This window comes from Kitasatospora purpeofusca, from assembly GCF_034043715.1.
Lineage (GTDB): Bacteria > Actinomycetota > Actinomycetes > Streptomycetales > Streptomycetaceae > Kitasatospora > Kitasatospora purpeofusca_A.
The window spans coordinates 1-19,230 of sequence record NZ_JAXCLC010000030.1; the positions used below are offsets into that span (position 1 = coordinate 1).

Here is a 19,230-nt window from a genome sequence, read left to right on the forward strand (position 1 = left end):
GGGGGGGGGGCCCCCCCCCCCCCCCCCCCCCGCCCCTCCGCTCCCCCCTTCCTTCTCCGTTCCTTCTCCGTTCCCTGCTTTCCCTGCCCCCGCTTCCGCCGGCCCCGCGCATTCGCGGTCGCGCTCCGCCCTGCCCGGCGACGGCGCCCTCTCCTCCCGTTCCGCCCGGTCCCGGTACCCCCCGTTCCGCCTCCCGTTGGGAAAGGACGTGACGCCATGTCCCTCGCCGCCGGTGCCTGGGGCGACGCGATGGTCAAGTTCGGCAACGGCCTCGGTGCGATCGCCGGCTTCGTCGGCATCCTGTTGCTGGTCTTCCTGGCCGCCGGCCGCGCCTCCGGCCGGATCGCCCGCCCGCTGGCCGTACTGGTGCTGCTCGGCCCGGCACTGGTCCTGCTGCTGCTCGGCCTGGTCGCGCCGCTGGTCCGCACCGTCTATCTGAGCCTCTACAGCGACGACAGCAGCCGCTTCGTCGGCGGTGAGAACTTCGGCTGGGCCTTCACCACCGGCTCGGTGCGCGAGGTACTGGTCAACACCCTGCTCTGGCTGGTGATCGCGCCGCTGGCGGCGACCGGGCTGGGGCTCGTGCTGGCACTGCTCGTGGACCGGATGCGCGGCCAGGCGGTCTACAAGTCGCTGATCTTCATGCCGATGGCGATCTCCCTGGTCGGCGCCTCGATCATCTTCAAGTTCGTCTACGAGTCGCGCGACCACTCGCAGCGGCAGATCGGGCTGCTCAGCCAGCTGGCGATCTCGCTGGGCTGGGACGACCCGCCGAACTGGATGCTCGCCCAGCCGCTCAACACCTTCCTGCTGATGGCCGTCATGGTGTGGGTGCAGACCGGCTTCGCCATGGTCGTGCTGTCGGCGGCGATCAAGGCGATCCCGGACGAGGTCACCGAGGCGGCCCGGCTGGACGGCGCCCAGGGGCTGCGGCTGTTCCGGCACGTCACCGTGCCGATGATCCGCACCACGGTGGTGGTGGTGCTGACCACGGTGATGATCACCACGCTCAAGGCGTTCGACATCGTCCGCACCATGACCGGCGGCAACTTCGGTACCCAGGTCCTGGCGAACGAGATGTACTCGCAGTCCTTCGTCCAGTTCAACACCGGACGGGGCAGCGCGCTGGCGGTGATCCTCTTCCTCGCGGTGCTGCCACTGGTCGCCTACAACATCCTCCAGCTGCGCAAGGAGCGTGCGGTCCGATGAGCGTACGGCGGGACGGCGGCGCCGTCCGGAAGGCCTTCTCCGCACCGCTGGCCTCGGTCTTCGTGATCGCGGTGACAGTGCTGTGGACCGTCCCCACCCTCGGCCTGCTGGTCACCTCGCTGCGCCCCAAACGGGACGTCACCGCGGACGGCTGGTGGAACGCCCTGCTCCATCCGGACCTGGGGCTGGGCAACTACCACACGGTGCTGTTCGAGGGCGGCTCCGGAGTCTCCACCGGTCTGATGCCCTTCCTGGTGAACTCGCTGGCGATCAGCGTGCCGGCCACGCTCTTCCCGCTGGTGCTGGCGGCGATGGCCGCCTACGCGCTGGCCTGGGTGCGGTTCCGGGGCAGCGACACCCTGTTCTTCGTGGTCTTCGCGCTCCAGGTGGTGCCGCTGCAGATGGCGCTGATCCCCCTGCTCCAGCTGTTCTCGGGCGGCGCGCACCTGGGCTCCCTGACGCTGCTGCCGGCGCTGGACCTCAAGGGCACCTACGCGCCGGTGTGGCTGGCGCACACCATGTTCGCGCTGCCGCTGGCGATCTTCCTGCTGCACAACTTCATCGCCCAGCTGCCCCGTGACCTGATGGAGGCGGCGGTGGTGGACGGTGCCTCGCACTTCAAGATCTTCCGCTCGATCGTGCTGCCGCTCTGCACCCCCGCGCTGGCCTCGTTCGCGATCTTCCAGTTCCTCTGGGTCTGGAACGACCTGCTGGTGGCGCTCACCTTCGCCGGCGGCACCCCGGAGGTGGCGCCGATGACGGTCCGGTTGGCGCAGTTGTCCGGCTCCTTCGGCGGACGGTGGGAGCTGCTGACGGCGGGGGCGTTCCTGTCGATCGTGATTCCGCTGGCGGTGTTCTTCGCGCTCCAGCGCTACTTCGTGCGGGGGCTGCTGGCCGGTTCGGTCAAGGGCTGAGGCCGGGTTGAATCCGCAGGGTCCTGCCGGTTCGGTCGTGGGCTGACCGGTCCTGCGGGAGAACGTCAGGGTTCAGGCCGTTCCGGGGCGAATGTGACGGTTTCGTGGACACGGTCGGCGGGTTGCCGGTACACCGTTAGGGGCTGGTCGGCCGAGATGACACAGGGGGACGGTCATGGCAGACAGGGGCGCCCGCCCGGGCGGGCGTACGGAGAGACGCGGTGGCGGTCGGGGTGGCGGTGGTCGGGGTGGCGGCCGCGCGGGAGGGCGGTGGTGGTGGCGGGCCGGGGTCCTGCTGGCGGCCCTGACCACTGCGGCGGCACTGGTGGCCGGCCCGGGCGCGCCTCCGGCGGCGGCCGTCACGGCGACGCTCGGAACCACGGCGGTCGGCACCGCCGCCGATACCGCCGACTCCAACCACCTCAACGCCTCGCGGTATGTGACCGGCTCGGCCGGCGGCACGGTCAGCAGCGTCTCGGTGTACGTGGACGGTGTGGACGCCGCGCCCGACAACCGCTTCCAGGCCGCGATCTACCAGGACAACGGCGGCAGCCCGGGGTCCCTGCTGGCGAGCAGTGCCACCGCCACCCTCACCGGGTCCGGCTGGAACACCGTCCCGCTGACGGCCACCCTGACCGCCAGTACGCCGTACTGGCTGGCCTACAACACCAACGGCTCCGGTCCGACGGTCAACAACCTGCGCTACAGTCCGGGCGGCACCAGCGTGTACGGCAACGGCGGCCTGCCGTTCGGCACCTGGCCGGCCACCGCGGGCGCGGTCACCGGCAGCGGGCTGAGTTTCTCGATCTACGCCACGTACACCGCCGACGCGGCCCCGCCGCCCCCGCCGCCCGGCGCGGGCCCGGGAACCGAGGGGCCGATCCTGCTGGTCACCAGCCAGGCCAACCCGTACACCCGGTACCTGGCCGAGATCCTCAAGGCGGAGGGCCTGAACGCCTACCGCCAGGTCGACGTCTCGGCCGTGACCGCGTCGGTGCTCGCCTCCGCCGAGGTGGTGCTGCTCGGCGAGATGCCGCTCACCGCCGCCCAGGCCGCGCTGTTCACCACCTGGACCAACGGCGGTGGCGAACTGGTCGCGATGCGCCCGGACCGGCAGCTCGCGCCGCTGTTCGGGCTCACCCCGGCCACCGGCACCCGCGCCGACGCCTACCTCAAGGTGAACACCGGCGCCGCGCCCGGCGCGGGGATCACCGGTGACACCATGGGCTACCACGGTCCCGCCGATCTCTACACGCTGAACGGCGCCACGGCCGTCGCCACGCTGTACAGCGACGCGGCGACCGCGACCGCCAACCCGGCGGTCAGCCTGCGCACGGCCGGCAGCGGCCGCGCCGCCGCGTTCAGCTACGACCTCGCGAGATCCGTGGTGCAGACCCGGCAGGGCAACGCCGCCTGGGCCGGCCAGCAGCGCGACGGCGTCGACGGCTACGAGGCCGCCGAGATGTTCTTCGGCACCGGCGGCCGGCCCGACTGGAACGACCTCGACAAGGCGCTGATCCCGATCGCCGACGAGCAGCAGCGGCTGCTCGCCAACCTGCTCACCCAACTCGCCTCCACCGCCCGGCCGCTGCCGCGGTTCTGGTACTTCCCGCGCGACGTCAAGGCCGTCGTGGTGATGACCGGGGACGACCACGGCGTGGGCGGCACGGCCGGCCGCTGGGACGGCTACATCGCGCAGAGCCCGCCCGGGTGCTCGGTCGCCGACTGGGAGTGCGTCCGCGGCTCCTCCTACATCTACACCGACGACCCGCTCACCCCGGCCCAGGCGAAGGCGTACAGCGACCAGGGCTTCGAGGTCGGCGTGCACGTCAGCACCAACTGCCGCCCCTGGGGCAGCACCTCGGTCCTCCAGGGCTACTACCGGGACCAGTTGGCGGCCTGGCGGGCCAAGTACCCGAACCTGCCGAACCCGTCGAGCAGCCGCACCCACTGCGTGGAGTGGGACGACTGGGCCACCCAGGCGAGGACCAAGCTCGCCAACGGGATCCGGCTGGACACCGACTACTACTTCTACCCCTCGAACTTCACCCAGGACCGGCCCGGCTACTTCAACGGCACGGCGCAGATCATGCGCTTCGCCGACACCGACGGCGGCGTGATCGACGAGTACCAGGCGACCACCCAGCTCACCGACGAGTCCGGCCAGTCCTACCCGGGCACCGTCGACACCCTGCTCGACGCGGCCTACGGCGCCAGGGGCTACTACGCGGCCCTGACCGCCAACATCCACACCGACTTCGCCGCCTCCGCCGCCTCGGACGCGGTCGTCGCCGCCGCCAAGGCCCACGGCGCCCCGGTGGTGTCCGGCCGGCAGATGCTCACCTGGCTGGACGGGCGCAACGCCTCGGCCTTCACCGGGCTGGCCTGGAACGGGAACGCGCTGACCTTCGGCATCACCGGCGGGGCCAACGGACTGCGCGCCATGCTGCCGGTCGACGCGGCCGCCGGCACGCTGACCGGGATCACCTCCGGCGGTCGCCCGGTGCCCTACCGGGTCGAGACGGTCAAGGGCGTCGCCTACGCGTTCTTCGACGGCGCCGTCGGCTCGTACAGCGCGAGCTACGGGCAGGACACCACCGCGCCCACGGTGATCGGCACCACCCCGGCCGGCGGCGCCGACGGGGTCGCCCCGGGCGCGGCGGTGCGGTTCTCCTTCAACGAGCCGCTGGACCCGGCGAGCGTCACCGGCGGGTCCGTCACCCTCCGGGCCACGGCCGGCGGCTCGGCGGTCGCGGGGGCGGTGGCCCATGACGCGGCGGCGAACGGCGTGGTGTTCACACCGGCCGCCCCGCTGGCACTCACGACCGGGTACACCGCGACCGTCCAGGGCGTCCGGGACCGTTCCGGGAACGCCCTGGCCGCCCCCTACGCGTTCTCCTTCGCCACCGGGGGAGCGGAGCCGCGGACGATCGGGAACACGGCGGTGGGGTCGCTGGTCGACGACACCGACTCCAACCATCTGAACGGCAGCCGGGTGACCACCGGCGCCGATCCGGCGGCGCTCACCGCGTTGAGCGTGCACGTCGGACCGGTCGCCGCGGCGCCCGGCAACCGGTACCAGCTGGCCGTCTACACCGACGCGGGGGGCTCGCCGGGCACGCTGGTGGCCGCCACCGGCTCGGGCACGCTGACCGCCAACGCGTGGAACTCGCTGCCGGTGAACCTCACCCTGAGCGCCAACACCTCGTACTGGTTCGTCTACAACACCAACGGCACGAGCACCACGGTGAACAACATGAACTACTCGACCGGCTCGGCCGGGCAGGGGGCGTACAGCAACACGGTGGTGCCGTTCGGGACGTGGCCGGCGGACTTCGGGCCGGCGGTGAAGGACGCCTTCCGGTACTCCCTCTACGGGACGTACTGACGCCGCTCGCCGCCGCCGCTTCTGCTTCCGGCTTCGGGCCGGGCTCTGTCACAGGGGTGTGACAGGGCCCGGCCCGGTATTTTTGAACCTGTTCAGAATGGTCTACAGTCGGCTTCGGCCGCGGCGCCCGGTGTCCTCACCGGTGTGGTTCCGCGCGCTCGTCGGCGGACCGCCCGGAGGGTGGATTCCGCGTTCCCGCCCGACTATTGAGGGGGATCCCATGTCCGGATTCAGCATGCCCGCCGCGGGCGGAGAGCCGCCCGCGCGCGGTGCCGGCGGTACTGGTGCCGGTGCGGACGCAGGGGCAGGGGCAGGGGCAGGGGCGGGAGTGGGTGCCGGGGTGGGGGCGGGAGTGGGTGCCGGTGGTCGCGGCCCCGGTGGTGCTCCCGACTCCGGCCCGTACCGGGCACCCGGCACCCCCGCGCCGCAGCCGTTCCAGTGGCTGCGGCCCAGCGACCCGGAGCGGAGGGCCCCGGCCACCGGCCGGACGGTGCTGGCGGCGGTGCTCGCCGGTCTGCTCAGCTCCTGGCTGCTGATCGACGGACTCGGCGTCGATCTGCTGCTCTGCGCCGCGGTCGTCACCGTGGGCGCCGGGGCCGCCGCCAGGGTCGCCGGTCGCCGGCCGAGGGTCTGGACCGTGCTGTGGAGTGCGCTCGCGCTCGCCCTGCTCGCCGTCCCGGCGCTGTACGAGGCGGGCTGGCCGGTGCTGCTGAGCACCGTGACGGCGGTGGGCCTGACCTCGCTGGCGCTGCACGGCGGACGGCGCTGGAGCGGCGTCCTGCTCGCGCTGCCGGGCCTGCTCTGGCAGCTCGTGCCCGGACTGGTGTGGGCCGGCCGGGCCCTGCGCGGCCGTCGCGCGGGCCACCGGGGCCAGGTGGTGCCGGTACTCAAGGGCGCCCTGGTGGCAGTGGTGCTGCTGACCGTCTTCGGCGCCCTGTTCGCCGGGGCCGACGCGGCCATGGCGAATGTCCTGGAGAGCCTCGTGCCCAGCCTGGACCTCGGCGAACTCCCGGCCCGCGCGGCCCTGTTCGCAGTCGGCCTGGCGACCGCGCTGGGCTTCGCCCACATCGCGGCGGGCCCGCGGCGCTGGGACCGCACGGTGGTCCGGCCGGGCCGGGCCCGGGGTCGACTGGAGTGGGCTCTGCCGCTGGCCGCACTGAACCTCATGTTCGGCGCCTTCGTGGTGCTCCAGGCGGTGGTGGTGCTCGGCGGCGCCGGGGCGATCCTGGAGCGCACCGGGATGAGCCGCTCCCAGTACGCCCGGCAGGGCTTCTGGCAGCTGCTGGTGGTCACCGTGCTGACCCTGGTGGTCGTCGCGCTCGCCAAGCGCTGGGCGCCGCGCGGGACGGAGGCCGACCGCCGGCTGGTGCGGCTGCTGCTCGGCGCACTCTGTCTGCTGACCCTGGTGGTGGTGGCCGCGGCGCTCGGGCGGATGTGGTTCTACGTGGACGCCTCCGGACTGACCGCCCTCCGGCTCTGGGTGCTGACGGTCGAGATCTGGCTGGGCGTGGTGTTCGTGCTGCTGATCGTGGCGGGCCTGACCCCGTCGGCCGGCTGGCTGCCGCGCGCGGCGGTGCTCAGCGCGGTGGCGGCCGCCGCCGTCTACGGGCTGACGGGGCCGGACGCGATGGTCGCGGAGCACAATGTGGCCCGCTTCGAGCGGACCGGGCAGATCGACCTTCGTAACGTCCGCTACCTCTCGGCGGACGCCGTGCCCGCGCTGGACCGGCTGCCCGGCGACTACCGGAGGTGCGCCCTGAGCCTGGTGGCGTTCAATCTCCGGGCGGACGGCCCCGCGCCCTGGTACGCCACCAGCCTGGCCGAGTCGCGGGCCCGCGCGATCCTCGCCGAGCGGCCGTTGGCCGACCGGCTGTCGGACAACGACGACGCCTGCGACCGGGTGGGGATGAGCCGGGACTACGCCTTCGAGGGCTGAGCGTCGGCGCCGGTCCCGGTCGGTCCGAGGCGCCGGGGCACGCACGAAGGGCCGGTCGGGAGCGCGCTGCTCCCGACCGGCCCCGTGTCGTGTCGCGTCCGACCGGGTCCACCAAGGTGGGTGCCACCGTGTCCGGTCGCGTCCGGTCGCGTCCGGTGCGGCCCACCGGGGTGGGCTGGGCGACCGGGTCAGTGCACGGCGACGCCGGCGGTGTCCGACGGCAGGTCGGACGCCTTCGCCTTGATGGCGACGACGGCGATCACGAAGGCCAGGCCCGCCATCACGGCGCCCACGATGAAGCCGTGCGAGATGCCCTGCGCGAGCACCTCGTTGGCCGCGCCGGTGCCCTTCGGGAACTCCTGCTTCTCCAGCAGCGAGGCCTTCTGCTCCGGGGTGGCCGTGGCCATGAAGCCGGGCAGCTGGACCTTGGCCTCGGCGGTGGCGTAGTGCGCGAACACCGTGGTCAGGATCGACAGGCCGAGCGAGCCGCCGATCTGCTGCATCGAGTTCAGCAGGCCGGAGGCGGCGCCGGTCTCCTGGCCGGAGACGCCCGCGACAGCGAGCAGCATGACCGGGACGAAGACCAGGCCCATGCCGAAGCCGAAGATCACGGTGGGGCCGAGGATGCCGTCCACATAGCCGCTGTCCGCGTTCATGAACGTCAGCCAGGTGAGCCCGACGGTGACCAGCAGCGCACCGCCCGCCATGAACGGCTTGGGGCCGTACTTGGCCTGGAAGGTGGAGGCCAGTTGGGCGGCCACGATGATCGAGGCGCTGATCGGCATGAAGGCGAAGCCGGCCTTGAGCGGGCTGTAGTCCAGCGGGCCCTGCACGAACAGCGTGATGTAGAAGAAGATGCCGAACATGGCGGCGGCCAGGCAGAGCATCATCACCAGACCGCCGGTGCGGTTCCGGTTCGCGAACAGCTTCAACGGGGTGATCGGCTGCGCGGTGCGGGTCTCGATGATCACGAACGCGGCCACCAGCACGACGCCGCCGGCGAAGGAGCCGAGCGTCACCGGGTCCGTCCAGCCGTCGGACGCGGCGCGGATGAAGCCGTACACCAGGCCGATCAGGCCGAGCGTCGAGGTGAGTGCGCCCGGCAGGTCGAACTTGCCCGGGTGGCGCTCCGACTCGGCGATGTAGCGCGGCGCGGCGAAGGCGATCAGGACGGCGATCGGCACGTTCACGAAGAAGACCCAGCGCCAGTCGAGGTACTCGGTGAGCAGGCCGCCGGCCAACAGGCCGATCGCGGCGCCCGAACCGGCCACCGCGGAGAACACGCCGAAGGCCCGGTTGCGTTCGGGCCCCTCGTCGAAGTTGGTGGCGATCAGGGCGAAGGCGGTGGGCGAGCAGATCGCGCCGCCGATGCCCTGCAGCGCGCGGGCGGCCAGCAGCATGCCGCCGTCCTGCGCGAAGCCGCCGAGCAGCGAGGCCAGCCCGAACAGCAGCGTGCCGGCGATGAAGACCCGGCGCCGGCCGAGGATGTCGCCCGCGCGTCCGCCGAGCAGCAGCAGGCCGCCGAAGGTGAGCGTGTAGGCGTTGATCACCCACGAGAGATTGGTGGTGGAGAAGTCCAGCGCATCCCTGATCTGCGGCAGGGCGATGTTCACGATGGTGGCGTCGAGCACCACCATGAGCTGGGTGGCCGCGATGACGGCGAGGGTGATGCTCTTGTTCGGGCCCTGCCCGCTCCGCGTCGGAGAGTTCTTGCTGAGTGTGTCGGAGATAGCCAAGTTGATGCCCCCTGCTGGCTACTGCTTCGTATGCTGCGGACCCGGAGGTCCGGCTCGCCCGACGGCGTCCCGCGGGCTATGAAGGAACGGTATCGTTCACTACTGTGGACGATAGCGTCGGCGAGATTGTGAACGCAAGCGTTCCTTAGGGTTGGTGATGGTGGATCAGTTGGTGCGACGCCAGGCGAAGGAACGCTCGGCCGGGCCGCAGGCCCTCCGGGTCGAGGCGCAGGCCCCCCGGATCGAGGTGGAACGGGCGCCCGAACCCACGCGGGGCCCCTGCCCGGTCCAGGCCGTGGCCGAGGCGCTGGCCAGGCCGGCGCGGCGGCGCGGGCGGGAGCTGGAGGCGGCGATCTTCGAAGCGACGCTCGATCAGCTCACCTCCGGCGGGTTCGCGCGGCTGACGATGGAGGGGGTCGCCGGTGCCGCGCGCACCGGAAAGGCCGCGCTGTACCGGCGGTGGGCGTCCAAGGTGGAACTGGTCATCGACGCCCTGGACTCCACTCTCCCACGCCCCACCGACACCCCGGACTTCGGGTCCGCCCGCGAGGAACTGCGGCACCTGGTCGAAAGTTTCGCCTCGGTGGCCCGCTCCCGCGCGGGAGGTGCCGTGACCGCGGTGATGGCCGAGCTGGATCACGAACAGGCCCAGTTGTTCAAGGAGTTCATCGCCCAGCGGATGATCGAGCCGACCAAGGGCGTGATCCTGGACATCCTCCGCCGGGGCGCCGAGCGCGGCGACGTCCGGCCGGACGCGGCCACCCCGCTGGTCGCGGACGTCGTCCCGGCGATGCTGCTGTACCGGGTGAAGGTCTGCGGCCGACAGGTCGGGCCCGAGTTCGTCGACCAGCTGGTGGACGAGGTCCTCGTCCCGCTGATCCGGACGTAACGGGGAGGGCGGCCCGGTCTCCTGCCGGGTCTCCCGCCCGGTCCTCCGGTCGGTCTTCTGTCCGGTCTCCCGTCCGGTCTTCCGGTGGGGCGCCCGTCCTTCCCGTCGGGTCGTGGCCCGGGCCGGGGCAGGGTCGGGTGGGGGGTGCGGGCGGGTGGCTTAGGCTGGAATCCGACCAGCTGAACGGACCCCCTCATGCCCATCGTCCCGCCGACGCACTCCGTCGAGCGCTCGCTGCGCCGGGCCGGCGCCAAGATCGTGGTCGGCCTCGACGAGGTCGGGCGCGGTGCCTGGGCCGGTCCGGTCACCGTGGGTGCGGCCGTCACCGGTCTGCGCCGGCCCCCCGAGGGGCTGACCGACTCCAAGCTGCTCACCCAGCTCCGCCGTGAGGCACTCGCGCCCGTCCTCGCCGACTGGGTCACCGGGTACGCCCTCGGTCACGCCTCCGCCTCGGAGTGCGACGAGCTGGGGATGACGGCCGCGCTGCGGCTGGCCGCCGTCCGCGCGCTGGAGGCGCTGCCGGTGGAGCCGGACGCGGTGATCCTGGACGGCAAGCACGACTACCTCGGCGGCCCCTGGCGGGTGCGCACGGTGATCAAGGGCGACCAGTCGTGTGTCTGCGTGGCCGCCGCCTCCGTGCTCGCCAAGGTCCACCGCGACGGCATGATGGCCGAACTCGGCGAGGAGCACCCCGAGTACGCCTTCGCCGACAACGCCGGCTACCCCTCCCCGGTCCACCGGGCCGCACTGGAGGAGCTCGGGCCGACCGGGCACCACCGCCTCTCCTGGTCCTATCTGGACGCGCTGCCCAAGTGGCGTCACCTGAAGCGGATCCGGATGGTGCCCGGCCCGGCCGGGACGATCTCCGCGGAGTCCGCCGGGGAGCAGCTCGCGCTCGGTTTCTGACACTACGTCGGGATATTTCGACCGCGGACCGTAGGGCTCGCGGTGTCCAATGGGTGGGGCGCCCGTGCGCGTTCGACCGGCATTTGATAGATATCCGGGTATGCCTGTCTTCCCCGAGGAGCCGGAGATCAACGAGAGCCTCCCGGGCCCCGGCGTTCCCAGTCCCCGCGAGTCGGACGCACAAGCCCTCCACGCGCCAGCCACCGGCGGCGCGACTCCCGTCGTACCGTCGGCCGCCGGCTCCGCGCCGGTCCAGGTGCCGGGGCCCCGCCCCGCACCGCCGCGGGCGGCGCGGCCGCGTTCGACGAGCGCGCGTGCGGACCGCCCGGGACCGTCGCCGCGGCCGAGCCCGATCCCCAAGCCCGGTCCCCGACCCGCGCCGCAACCGGCGCCGGTCGAGGTACGGCACGTCCCCGCCACCCGGGCGGCGGCGCTGGACCGCGGCGACGAGACCGTCGACCTGCTGCTGGACGACGGTCGCGAGCCCGGCGCCGTCCTGGTGCTGACCGTCGGCGCGGCGCACCCGTGGCAGCAGCACGAACTCTCCTTCGGCGAGGAGCGCTACTGGGCGCAACTCACCGAGGGCGGCGACGTCTTCTACGCCGACGCGAAGCTGACCCGCCCGGTCCGCCGACCGGTGGTCGTGCTGGTGGTCAACGGCGGTTCGGCCGAGCGTGCCGCGGCGGCGTACGCCGAGGCGCTGCGGCACGCGGAGGAGCTGCTGGTGGTCTGCGGCGGCACCGACCCGGCGGTCGCCGGTGTGCCGCTCGCCGCCGCCGGCGCACCCGCTCCGCGCGCCCTGCCCGCCTGAGGCTCGCGACCGGATCCGCGACCCGCGAACCGCGAGGGCTCTCCGGCCCTCGCGGCTCCGGCCGCCCGGCCCAGTCCTGTTCGGTCCCCTCCTCCCCGTCCCCTTTCCGTCTGGCCCGGTGCCCCGTGGGTGCCGGGCTTCGGCATGCCCGGGGCGGCGCGGATGATGGGGCGGACGCTGTGAAGGGGCGGGGGCGGGGGCGGGGGCGGGAAGCAGGGGTGCGAGCCGGTCGACCGGCGGGGCGTCGGCGCACGCCGGACCCACGGGTGGCGGGGCCGAGGCGCGGCCGAGCCCACACGTGCTGAGCCGGGGCGCGCCGGGCCGGACGGCCTCCCGGCCGCCGTCACGGACCGGACGGGAGGCCGTCCGGTCAGCGGGTGCCGGTGCGCCGGGTCGGTTCGATCGCCGTGGCCCGGGCGGGCGTCCACGGGCGGTCGCCCTGGCGGGACTGGGGTCGTTCGCCGCGCTGCGGTCGCTCGGGCGCCGGCCGCGGCGGCCGCTGGCCGTGCGAACCCTCCAGCGACGTGCGCGGTGGCAGTTCCGTCACGGTGTGGACCGGACCTTCCGCCCACGAACCCGCGTGTGGATTGCGGCCGCTCCGCCCGTCCCCGAGGATCTGCCAGCCGGCCGGGGTCAGTGCCACGTACGCTCCGCAGCGCAGCCCGTGCAGGGTGGCGGCATCCCGGAGCGCCCACATCCACGCGCCGTCCTGCTCCGTCCAGCCGGCCACGCCCTCGCGGCAGCGCAGCATCACGGCCGTCCGGACCGGGCTGGGCAGGCGCAGGTCGTGCGGGATGACCTGGCGCAGATGGGAGAGGATCGCGTTGCGGTGCTGCCAGCCGTCCGCATCGTGCGGCCAGGGGGCGAAGGAGGCCGAGGCGGTCACCCGGTGTTCCGGGTCCAGGACGGCGACCACGACCGTGCCCGGCTGCGGCAGGTGCCGCTGGTGCAGCTCCAGTACGAAGTCGCGAGGATCGCGGAGCAGCGGGATCCCCGATTCCGCCCAGGACTCCAGGTCGAGCATCCGTCTGGGCGACGAGCTCCGGGCGAGGGGATACTGACCTCGGTCGATGCCGCTGATCACGATCCTCCTTCCCGACCCACGGGTGCGCGGGCGCATGCGTACGCCGAAGGCACCGTCCATGGGACTGGGCTCCGGGTACGGTCCAATTCTCAGGGTAGGAGGGGTGGAGCGGCAATGATGAAATGATGAACGCCGCCCGAAAGCCAACGTTCTGCCGGATATATTCCACGGCCGCGCGAAACCGGCCAGGACGCCTCCGGACCGCGATCCGGCCGCGTCGCAGCGCACTGCGGAGCATCTCCGACATCTCCGCCCCTCCTTTCCCGTGATCGTTTCCCGTTGGCCTGGCCGGCGGATCCCGCCGCTCCCGGCGCTGCCGCCGGTCCCTCCTTGTGCTGTTTCCGCCCTCCCGCCGTTCCTCCTCCCCAGCCGTTCCGGTGCCCGCGCCGGACCCTCGCCGGCGCGGGGACGACGCCCTCCGTCAGCCCTGGACCGCCAGGACGAGCGGCAGGACCGCGCTCGCCCCGGCCCGGCGCAGCAGCCGGGCGGCCACGGTGACCGTCCACCCCGAGTCGACCAGGTCGTCCACCAGCAGCACCGGTCCGCCGGCGGCCGCCAGTGCCGAGGCCAGCTCCGGCGGCAGGGTGAGCGCGCCCGCCACCGAGTTCAGCCGCTGGGCGCTGTTGCTGCGCGAGCCGTGCGGCGGCTGCCCGGTCGCGTACTCGATCCGCCCGAGCACCGGCATCCGCCCGATCTCGGCGATCCTGGCCCCGAGGCTGTCGACCAGCTGGGGCCTGGACGAGGAGGCCATGGTGACCACGCCGACCGGTCGGTCCAGCCGGGCGCCGTCGGCCGCCGCCGGGCCGGCCCAGCCGCCCGGCCCGCGCGCCCAGTCGGCCAGCACGGTGACCAGCGCGTCCACCGCCTCGCCGGGGACCGGCCCGTCCGGGGTCTGGTCGGCGAGCAGGGACCGCAGCCGGGTGCCCCAGCCGATGTCCGAGAGGCGGCCGAGCGCGCGGCCCGTCTCGGCCTGCTCCCCGGCCGGGATACGGCCCTTGAGCGGGACGCCCAGGGCGTCCATGCCGGTGGGCCAGAGCCGTCGCGGCTCGAAGCCCACGCCGGGGCGGCCGAGCGAGGCCCGGGCCGCCTCCAGGGCCTGGGCCGAGACCTCGGGTCCGTGCAGCGGCCCGGCGCAGTTGTCGCACCGCCCGCACGGCACGGCCTCCTCGTCGTCCAGCTGGCGGCGCAGGAACTCCATCCGGCAGCCGCTGCCGGTCGCGTACTCGCGCATCGCCCGCTGCTCGGCCTCCCGGGAGGCGGCGACCTTGGCGTAGCGGGCGCTGTCGTACTCCCAGCTCCGGCCGGTGGCCGTCCAGCCGCCCTTGACCCGGCGGACGGCGCCGTCCACGTCGAGCACCTTGAGCATGGTCTCCAGCCGGGCGCGGCGGAGGTCCACCCGGGGCTCCAGCGCGGCGGTGGACAGCGGCCGGCCGGCCTCGGCCAGCGCGTCGATGGTGCGGCGGACCTGCTCCTCGGGCGGGAAGGCGAGCGAGGCGAAGTAGCGCCAGATCGCCTCGTCCTCGCGACCGGGCAGCAGCAGTACCTCGGCCCGGTCGACCCCGCGCCCCGCCCGGCCGACCTGCTGGTAGTAGGCGATCGGGGAGCTGGGCGAGCCGAGGTGGACCACGAAGCCGAGGTCGGGCTTGTCGAAGCCCATCCCGAGGGCGGAGGTGGCGACCAGCGCCTTGACCCGGTTGGCCAGCAGGTCGGCCTCGGCGGTGCGGCGCTCGGCGTCCTCGGTGCGGCCGGAGTAGGAGGCCACCGCGAAGCCGCGCTCGCGCAGGAAGGCCGTCACCTCGTCGGCGGCGGCGACCGTGAGGGTGTAGACGATGCCGGAGCCGGGCAGCCGGTCGAGGTGGTCGGCGAGCCAGGCCAGCCGGTGCGCCGGGTCGGGCAGGGTGAGCACCCCGAGGGTGAGGCTCTCGCGGTCGAGCGGGCCGCGCAGCACCAGGGCGTGCTCGTCGCCGGCGCCCGTGCCGAGCTGCTCGGCGACGTCGGCGGTGACCCGGGCGTTGGCCGTGGCGGTGGTGGCCAGCACCGGGACCCCGGGGGTCAGCTCGGCGAGCATGGTGCGCAGCCGGCGGTAGTCGGGGCGGAAGTCGTGGCCCCAGTCGGAGATGCAGTGGGCCTCGTCGACCACCAGCAGGCCGGTGGAGGCGGCGAGCTTGGGCAGTACGTGGTCGCGGAAGTCGGGGTTGTTCAGCCGCTCGGGGCTGACCAGCAGGACGTCGACGGCCCCGGCGGCGACCTCGGCCTGGACGGCGTCCCACTCGTCGGTGTTGGCGGAGTTGATGGTGCGGGCGTGGATGCCTGCCTTGGCGGCCGAGTCCACCTGGTTGCGCATCAGGGCGAGCAGTGGCGAGACGATCACCGTCGGGCCGGCGCCCCGGGCGCGCAGCAGGGAGGTGGCGATGAAGTAGACGGCGGACTTGCCCCAGCCGGTGCGCTGCACCACCAGGGCCCGGCGGTGGTCGACGACCAGGGCCTCGATGGCCGTCCACTGGTCCTCGCGCAGGGTCGCGCCGGGGCCGGCCAGCTCGCGCAGGACGGCCTCGGCCCGGGTCCGGACCTCGGCCCGGTCGGCGGTGGTGGCGGTGGTGTGGGTGTTCGGCTGCTCCATGGCGTCCATGAAACCCCGAGGGACCGACAGCGGGCGAACGGCGGTGGGCGAGGAGCGGGCGAAGTCCGGAGGTATTTCATCCGTTCTTCTGCTGAACGGCCGCCATTTTTCCCCCGGGAGAGTGGGGCGGCCATACGCCGAACGAGGGAGGAGTTATTCACAGGCCGGGTTTATCCACAGCTTCCGAAGAATTTTCCGAGGGTCTCCGGAAATTGGGACAGCCTTCGGGCCATGACCAACGAACACATCGCGCTTCCCTTCGGCGACGGTCCCGGAGGCCGTTCGCTCACCATGCGGGGCCCGGCCGACATGGCCGAGGCGCTGCCCTACCTCCTCGGCTTCTTCCCGGACGACAGCATCGTCGCCGTCGGGCTGCAGCCGCCGGGCCTGCACCAGGGCGGGGTGATCCGGCTGGACATCCCCGAGGCCACGGCCGAGTGGCCGTCCGCCGCGGAGGAGACGGCCGCGCTCATGGTCCAGCTCTCCGAGCGGCAGGCGCGGCGACCGGTCCAGGTGCTCCTCTACCTCTGCCAGGATCCGGCCGTGCGGGGGCCGGGCCGGGAGCACGGCCCGCCGGTGGCGGAGCGGCTGCGGCCGCTCGCCGAGCGCTTGCGGGAGTCCTTCGAGAGCCGGGGCGTGCGGGTCAAGGAGTCGCTCTGCGTCTCGGCGGGCCGCTGGTGGTCCTACCTCTGCACCCGGGAGGGCTGCTGCGATCCGGGGGGACACCCGATCCGGCGCGAGCCCGGGCCCGGCCCGGTCGCGGTGGCGGCCACCGTCGCCGGCCTGGCGCCGCGCGGCAGCCGCAAGGAGATCCTGGCCGGGCTGGCCCCGATCGGCCCGCCCGGGGCGGAGTCCGCGCGGGCGGCCCTCGCCCGGGCCGGGGCCGGACCGGGCGCCCTCCCGGGCGGACGGCGGCCGCTCGACCGGCGGGAGGGTGCCCGGCTGCTCGACACGGCCGTCGCGGAGTTCCTGGCCGGGGCCGTCTCGCTCGACGACGACCGTGCGGCCCGGCTGCTGCTGGCGCTCCAGGACCGGGTCCTGCGGGACCGCGCTGCCGAGTACGCCCGGCCGGGCGAGCTCGCGCCCACCCGGCGGCTCTGGACGTTCCTGGCCACCCGCTGCGTCGCACCCCACGAGCGCCTCGCCGCCCCGCCGCTCACCCTGCTGGCCTGGGTGTCGTGGGTCGCGGGGGACGCCGCGACCGCGCGGGTGGTGCTCGGCCACACGCTCCGCCGCACCCCCGGCTACCTGCTGGCGCAGCTGCTCTACGAGTCGATGAACGGCGGGTTCGCGCCGGAGGCGCTGCTGACGAGCATCGAGGAGGAGCGGCGGCGCCGCACCGAGCGGGAGCGGGCGGAGGGTGAGGCGGCGGCCGAGCCGGAGGCGGCTCCGGACCCGCCCCCCGGGCCGGACCTCGATGGTGCGCCCGGTCCCGGCAACGACCCGGCCGGGGGAGGAGCTGTGGAGCCCGGGCCCGGTGGCGCGGAGGCCGGACCTCCGGCGCGGGGGAAGGCCCGCCGGGGCCGACGGCGGCGCGGTCGCCCGGTGGCGGGCTCGCCGCCCGCCGACACCCCGCCCGGGCCCGCCTCCCGCACTGCCGACAGCATCGACCCCACCGACCCCACCGACAGCACCGATCCCACCGACACCGCGGAGTCCTCCGGTCAACCGGCCGGGCCGGACGGTATCGAGCACGACGGCGTCGAGCACGACGGTGTCGGCAGGGCCGCCAGGCCTCCCGGGACCACTCGGAGCGCCGGGGGCGGGAGCACCCCGCCGCCGCCGTCGGTGCGGGCGGCCGTCCTGCCGGGCGTCCGCCGGCGCCGGGGCGCGTGCGGGGCGGAGCGGGGACAGCGCCGTGCGCGGTGACCTCCCGGGCGGCCCGGCCGGGTCCGTGGCACGCCTCCTCCGGTGCCGCACCACCGGCCGGCCGCCGGGCCGGGGCCCGGGCGCGCTACACCTCGCCGCGCGCCATCGCGATCAGCCGGTCCAGTACCTTGCCCCCGCTGACCCGGAGGCCGTCGTGCTCCCACTCGTTGGTGACCCAGATCCGCACCCCCCGTACGGCTCGCGCGGTCTCCAGCGAGTCGGCGGTGTCGACGTACATGTCGTCGTGGTAGACCGCCGCGAACACCGGCACCTCGTTGGCGGCGAGCACGGCCGGGTCGTACAGGTCCGGCCAATCGGTGCGGGCGGCGAGCAGTTCCGCGGTCTCCTTCAGCGGGCGCAGCGCCGGATCGGTGTCGAACATCGAGGGGTAGATCATCTCCCCGGTGAACAGCACCGGCGCGCCCGACTCCAGCGCGGCGCGGGCGTCGAACTCCGGGAACTCCGCGCGCACCCGCTCGGCGGACCAGGCGGTCCCGGCCGGGTCCACCGAGTGCTGGCCGTAGATCGACTCGTGCAGGACGGCGTAGAGCGGGCCCTGGGCGAAGGAGAGCTGCGCCTGGGCGCCGGCGAGGAAGGTGTCGGAGAGTTCGGGGCCCTCCACACCCTCCACCCAGGCCTCCTCCAGCAGGTAGTGGAGGGTCCCGGAGCCGCTGCCGGTGCCGAGCAGCATCCCGAGGGCCTGGAACGCCTCGACGGTGAGCAGCCCGCCGTCGGGCAGGGTGGCCGGGGTCCCGGCGAGGTGCCCGGCGATCCGCCGCACCGCGTCGACGTCCTGCGGGAACCGCGCGTAGTGGCCCTCGTTCTTGCCGACGACCCGCGGGTACGCGGCCCGGTAGACGTCGTCGGCGGAGCTGCGCAGACCGGCCAGGCCGCCGGTGACGAAGGCCCGGTCCAGTCCCTCGGGAGCGATCGAGAGGTAGGTGAGGGTGCAGAAGCCGCCGAAGCTCTGACCGAGCACGCTCCAGCGGCGGTCCCCGCCCAGCAGCCGGCGGCGGATCAGTTCGGCGTCCCGCACGATCGAGTCGGCCCGGAAGTGCGCCAGGTACTCCGCCTGCTCCTTGGCCCCGCCCCGCCGGGCCAGCGTCTGCCGGGTGGCGGGTGTGGACCGCCCGGTGCCGCGCTGGTCGAGCAGGAGCACCCGGTGGTCGTCGAGCGCGCGCTCCAGCCAGCCGTCCCGGCCGAGCGGCCGGCCGGCCTTGCCTCCCGGTCCGCCCTGGAGGAACAGCAGCCAGGGCAGGTCGGTGTCCCCGGTCCGGCCCGAGGCCACCACCTCGCGGGCGTACACCTCGATCTGCTCACCCTGCGGGGCGGCGTGGTCGAGCGGCACCTGGAAGACGTGGTCGGTGAAGGCAATCCCGGGCAGCCGGCTGGCGGTCGACATACAACTCCTCGGTCTCTGCTGGTCACAGCGGTCGTGTCGGCTCCGCCCGGGGTTGCCGGTGGCGGGCCCGCGACCTCCGCACCGTATCCTGGCCGCGGCCCGAGGCCGCCTCCGGCGGCAGCCGCCCGCGACCGCCCACTCGGCGGCCGGTGCGGCCGGGCCTGGATCACGGATCGGCAGCCCCGGCGGGCAGTGCGCGGTCGCGGTGCACCGGGCGGGCCTCGGACGCCCGGCGGGCGTGACCTGTGGCCGGTCTCCGGCGTTGACCCCGGGGGCCCTGCGCCCGGGCGCCACCGCCTCGGGCGGGGCGGACCGGGCCCCGACCCGGCACCGGTGACGGCGCCGTCGGCCGGGGCGCGGAACGGGCCGCCGCCCGGCGGTCGCCACGGCGGGGCCGGACCGTCGGGCCCGAACGGGCAACGGGGAAGCGGGGCCTCCGGGCGCGAGAACGCCCGGGGACCGACGG

The 19,230-nt window shown here is 74.1% G+C and carries 12 protein-coding genes; 8 read left to right on the forward strand and 4 right to left on the reverse strand.

Annotation, left to right across the window (positions count from 1 at the left end; genetic code table 11):
* The first annotated feature begins 216 nt into the window (after positions 1 to 216).
* The 4 genes from SM793_RS17265 (at position 217) to SM793_RS17280 (ending at position 7,447) form a co-directional block, all read left to right on the forward strand.
* Entirely contained in the window at positions 217 to 1,209 is a 993-nt protein-coding gene (locus SM793_RS17265; RefSeq protein WP_320439081.1) for a sugar ABC transporter permease, read from the forward strand.
* Positions 1,206 to 2,123: a carbohydrate ABC transporter permease gene (locus SM793_RS17270; protein ID WP_320439082.1), complete on the forward strand. Its 918-nt coding sequence runs from the start codon at positions 1,206 to 1,208 to the stop codon at positions 2,121 to 2,123. The genes SM793_RS17265 and SM793_RS17270 overlap by 4 nt, the downstream gene beginning before the upstream one ends.
* 175 nt (positions 2,124 to 2,298) lie before the next feature.
* Complete coding sequence (locus SM793_RS17275; protein ID WP_320439083.1) at positions 2,299 to 5,511, forward strand: Ig-like domain-containing protein; 3,213 nt, start codon at positions 2,299 to 2,301, stop codon at positions 5,509 to 5,511.
* Positions 5,512 to 5,863: 352 nt separating this feature from the next.
* A complete protein-coding gene (locus SM793_RS17280; RefSeq protein ID WP_320439084.1) occupies positions 5,864 to 7,447 on the forward strand; it encodes a DUF4173 domain-containing protein in 1,584 nt (527 codons plus the stop codon).
* 188 nt (positions 7,448 to 7,635) lie between these two features.
* On the opposite strand, the gene SM793_RS17285 is transcribed toward SM793_RS17280, so the two are convergent.
* Entirely contained in the window at positions 7,636 to 9,177 is a 1,542-nt protein-coding gene (locus SM793_RS17285) for an MFS transporter (protein ID WP_413815981.1), read from the reverse strand.
* Positions 9,178 to 9,340: 163 nt separating this feature from the next.
* Here SM793_RS17285 and SM793_RS17290 point away from each other — a divergent pair, with 163 nt between their 5' ends.
* The 3 genes from SM793_RS17290 to SM793_RS17300 all read left to right on the forward strand — a co-directional run bounded on the left by SM793_RS17290 (position 9,341) and on the right by SM793_RS17300 (position 11,789).
* Positions 9,341 to 10,072, forward strand: a complete 732-nt coding sequence (locus SM793_RS17290; RefSeq protein ID WP_320439085.1) for a TetR/AcrR family transcriptional regulator — start codon at positions 9,341 to 9,343, stop codon at positions 10,070 to 10,072.
* A gap of 195 nt (positions 10,073 to 10,267) precedes the next feature.
* Positions 10,268 to 10,978 (forward strand): ribonuclease HII, encoded by a 711-nt coding sequence (locus SM793_RS17295; RefSeq protein WP_320439086.1) that lies wholly within the window; start codon positions 10,268 to 10,270, stop codon positions 10,976 to 10,978.
* 100 nt (positions 10,979 to 11,078) lie between these two features.
* Positions 11,079 to 11,789, forward strand: a complete 711-nt coding sequence (locus SM793_RS17300) for a hypothetical protein (RefSeq protein WP_320439087.1) — start codon at positions 11,079 to 11,081, stop codon at positions 11,787 to 11,789.
* 370 nt (positions 11,790 to 12,159) lie between these two features.
* Here SM793_RS17300 and SM793_RS17305 read toward each other — a convergent pair whose 3' ends face one another.
* Complete coding sequence (locus SM793_RS17305) at positions 12,160 to 12,813, reverse strand: hypothetical protein (protein ID WP_320439088.1); 654 nt, start codon at positions 12,811 to 12,813, stop codon at positions 12,160 to 12,162.
* Positions 12,814 to 13,294: 481 nt separating this feature from the next.
* Positions 13,295 to 15,493, reverse strand: a complete 2,199-nt coding sequence (locus tag SM793_RS17310) for a RecQ family ATP-dependent DNA helicase (RefSeq protein WP_320439089.1) — start codon at positions 15,491 to 15,493, stop codon at positions 13,295 to 13,297.
* A 231-nt stretch (positions 15,494 to 15,724) separates the two neighbouring features.
* Here SM793_RS17310 and SM793_RS17315 point away from each other — a divergent pair, with 231 nt between their 5' ends.
* Positions 15,725 to 17,362 carry a DUF4192 domain-containing protein gene (locus SM793_RS17315; protein ID WP_320439090.1) on the forward strand — a complete coding sequence of 546 codons (1,638 nt, stop codon included), beginning with the start codon at positions 15,725 to 15,727 and terminating at the stop codon, positions 17,360 to 17,362.
* Positions 17,363 to 17,447: 85 nt separating this feature from the next.
* Here SM793_RS17315 and SM793_RS17320 read toward each other — a convergent pair whose 3' ends face one another.
* The gene (locus SM793_RS17320) at positions 17,448 to 18,764 is read right to left on the reverse strand and encodes an alpha/beta fold hydrolase (RefSeq protein ID WP_320439091.1); all 1,317 of its coding nucleotides are present in this window, start codon (positions 18,762 to 18,764) and stop codon (positions 17,448 to 17,450) included.
* Positions 18,765 to 19,230 lie beyond the last annotated feature (466 nt).

What these genes read in the sequence shown, in the direction of transcription:
- SM793_RS17270 (WP_320439082.1), top strand. Translation starts at nt 1,206, where the DNA reads ATGAGCGTACGGCGGGACGGCGGCGCCGTCCGGAAGGCCTTCTCCGCA.
- SM793_RS17315 (WP_320439090.1), top strand. Translation starts at nt 15,725, where the DNA reads ATGACCAACGAACACATCGCGCTTCCCTTCGGCGACGGTCCCGGAGGC.
- SM793_RS17290 (WP_320439085.1), top strand. Translation starts at nt 9,341, where the DNA reads ATGGTGGATCAGTTGGTGCGACGCCAGGCGAAGGAACGCTCGGCCGGG.
- SM793_RS17300 (WP_320439087.1), top strand. Translation starts at nt 11,079, where the DNA reads ATGCCTGTCTTCCCCGAGGAGCCGGAGATCAACGAGAGCCTCCCGGGC.
- SM793_RS17320 (WP_320439091.1), bottom strand. Translation starts at nt 18,764, where the DNA reads ATGTCGACCGCCAGCCGGCTGCCCGGGATTGCCTTCACCGACCACGTC.
- SM793_RS17265 (WP_320439081.1), top strand. Translation starts at nt 217, where the DNA reads ATGTCCCTCGCCGCCGGTGCCTGGGGCGACGCGATGGTCAAGTTCGGC.
- SM793_RS17275 (WP_320439083.1), top strand. Translation starts at nt 2,299, where the DNA reads ATGGCAGACAGGGGCGCCCGCCCGGGCGGGCGTACGGAGAGACGCGGT.
- SM793_RS17305 (WP_320439088.1), bottom strand. Translation starts at nt 12,813, where the DNA reads ATGCTCGACCTGGAGTCCTGGGCGGAATCGGGGATCCCGCTGCTCCGC.
- SM793_RS17310 (WP_320439089.1), bottom strand. Translation starts at nt 15,493, where the DNA reads ATGGAGCAGCCGAACACCCACACCACCGCCACCACCGCCGACCGGGCC.
- SM793_RS17295 (WP_320439086.1), top strand. Translation starts at nt 10,268, where the DNA reads ATGCCCATCGTCCCGCCGACGCACTCCGTCGAGCGCTCGCTGCGCCGG.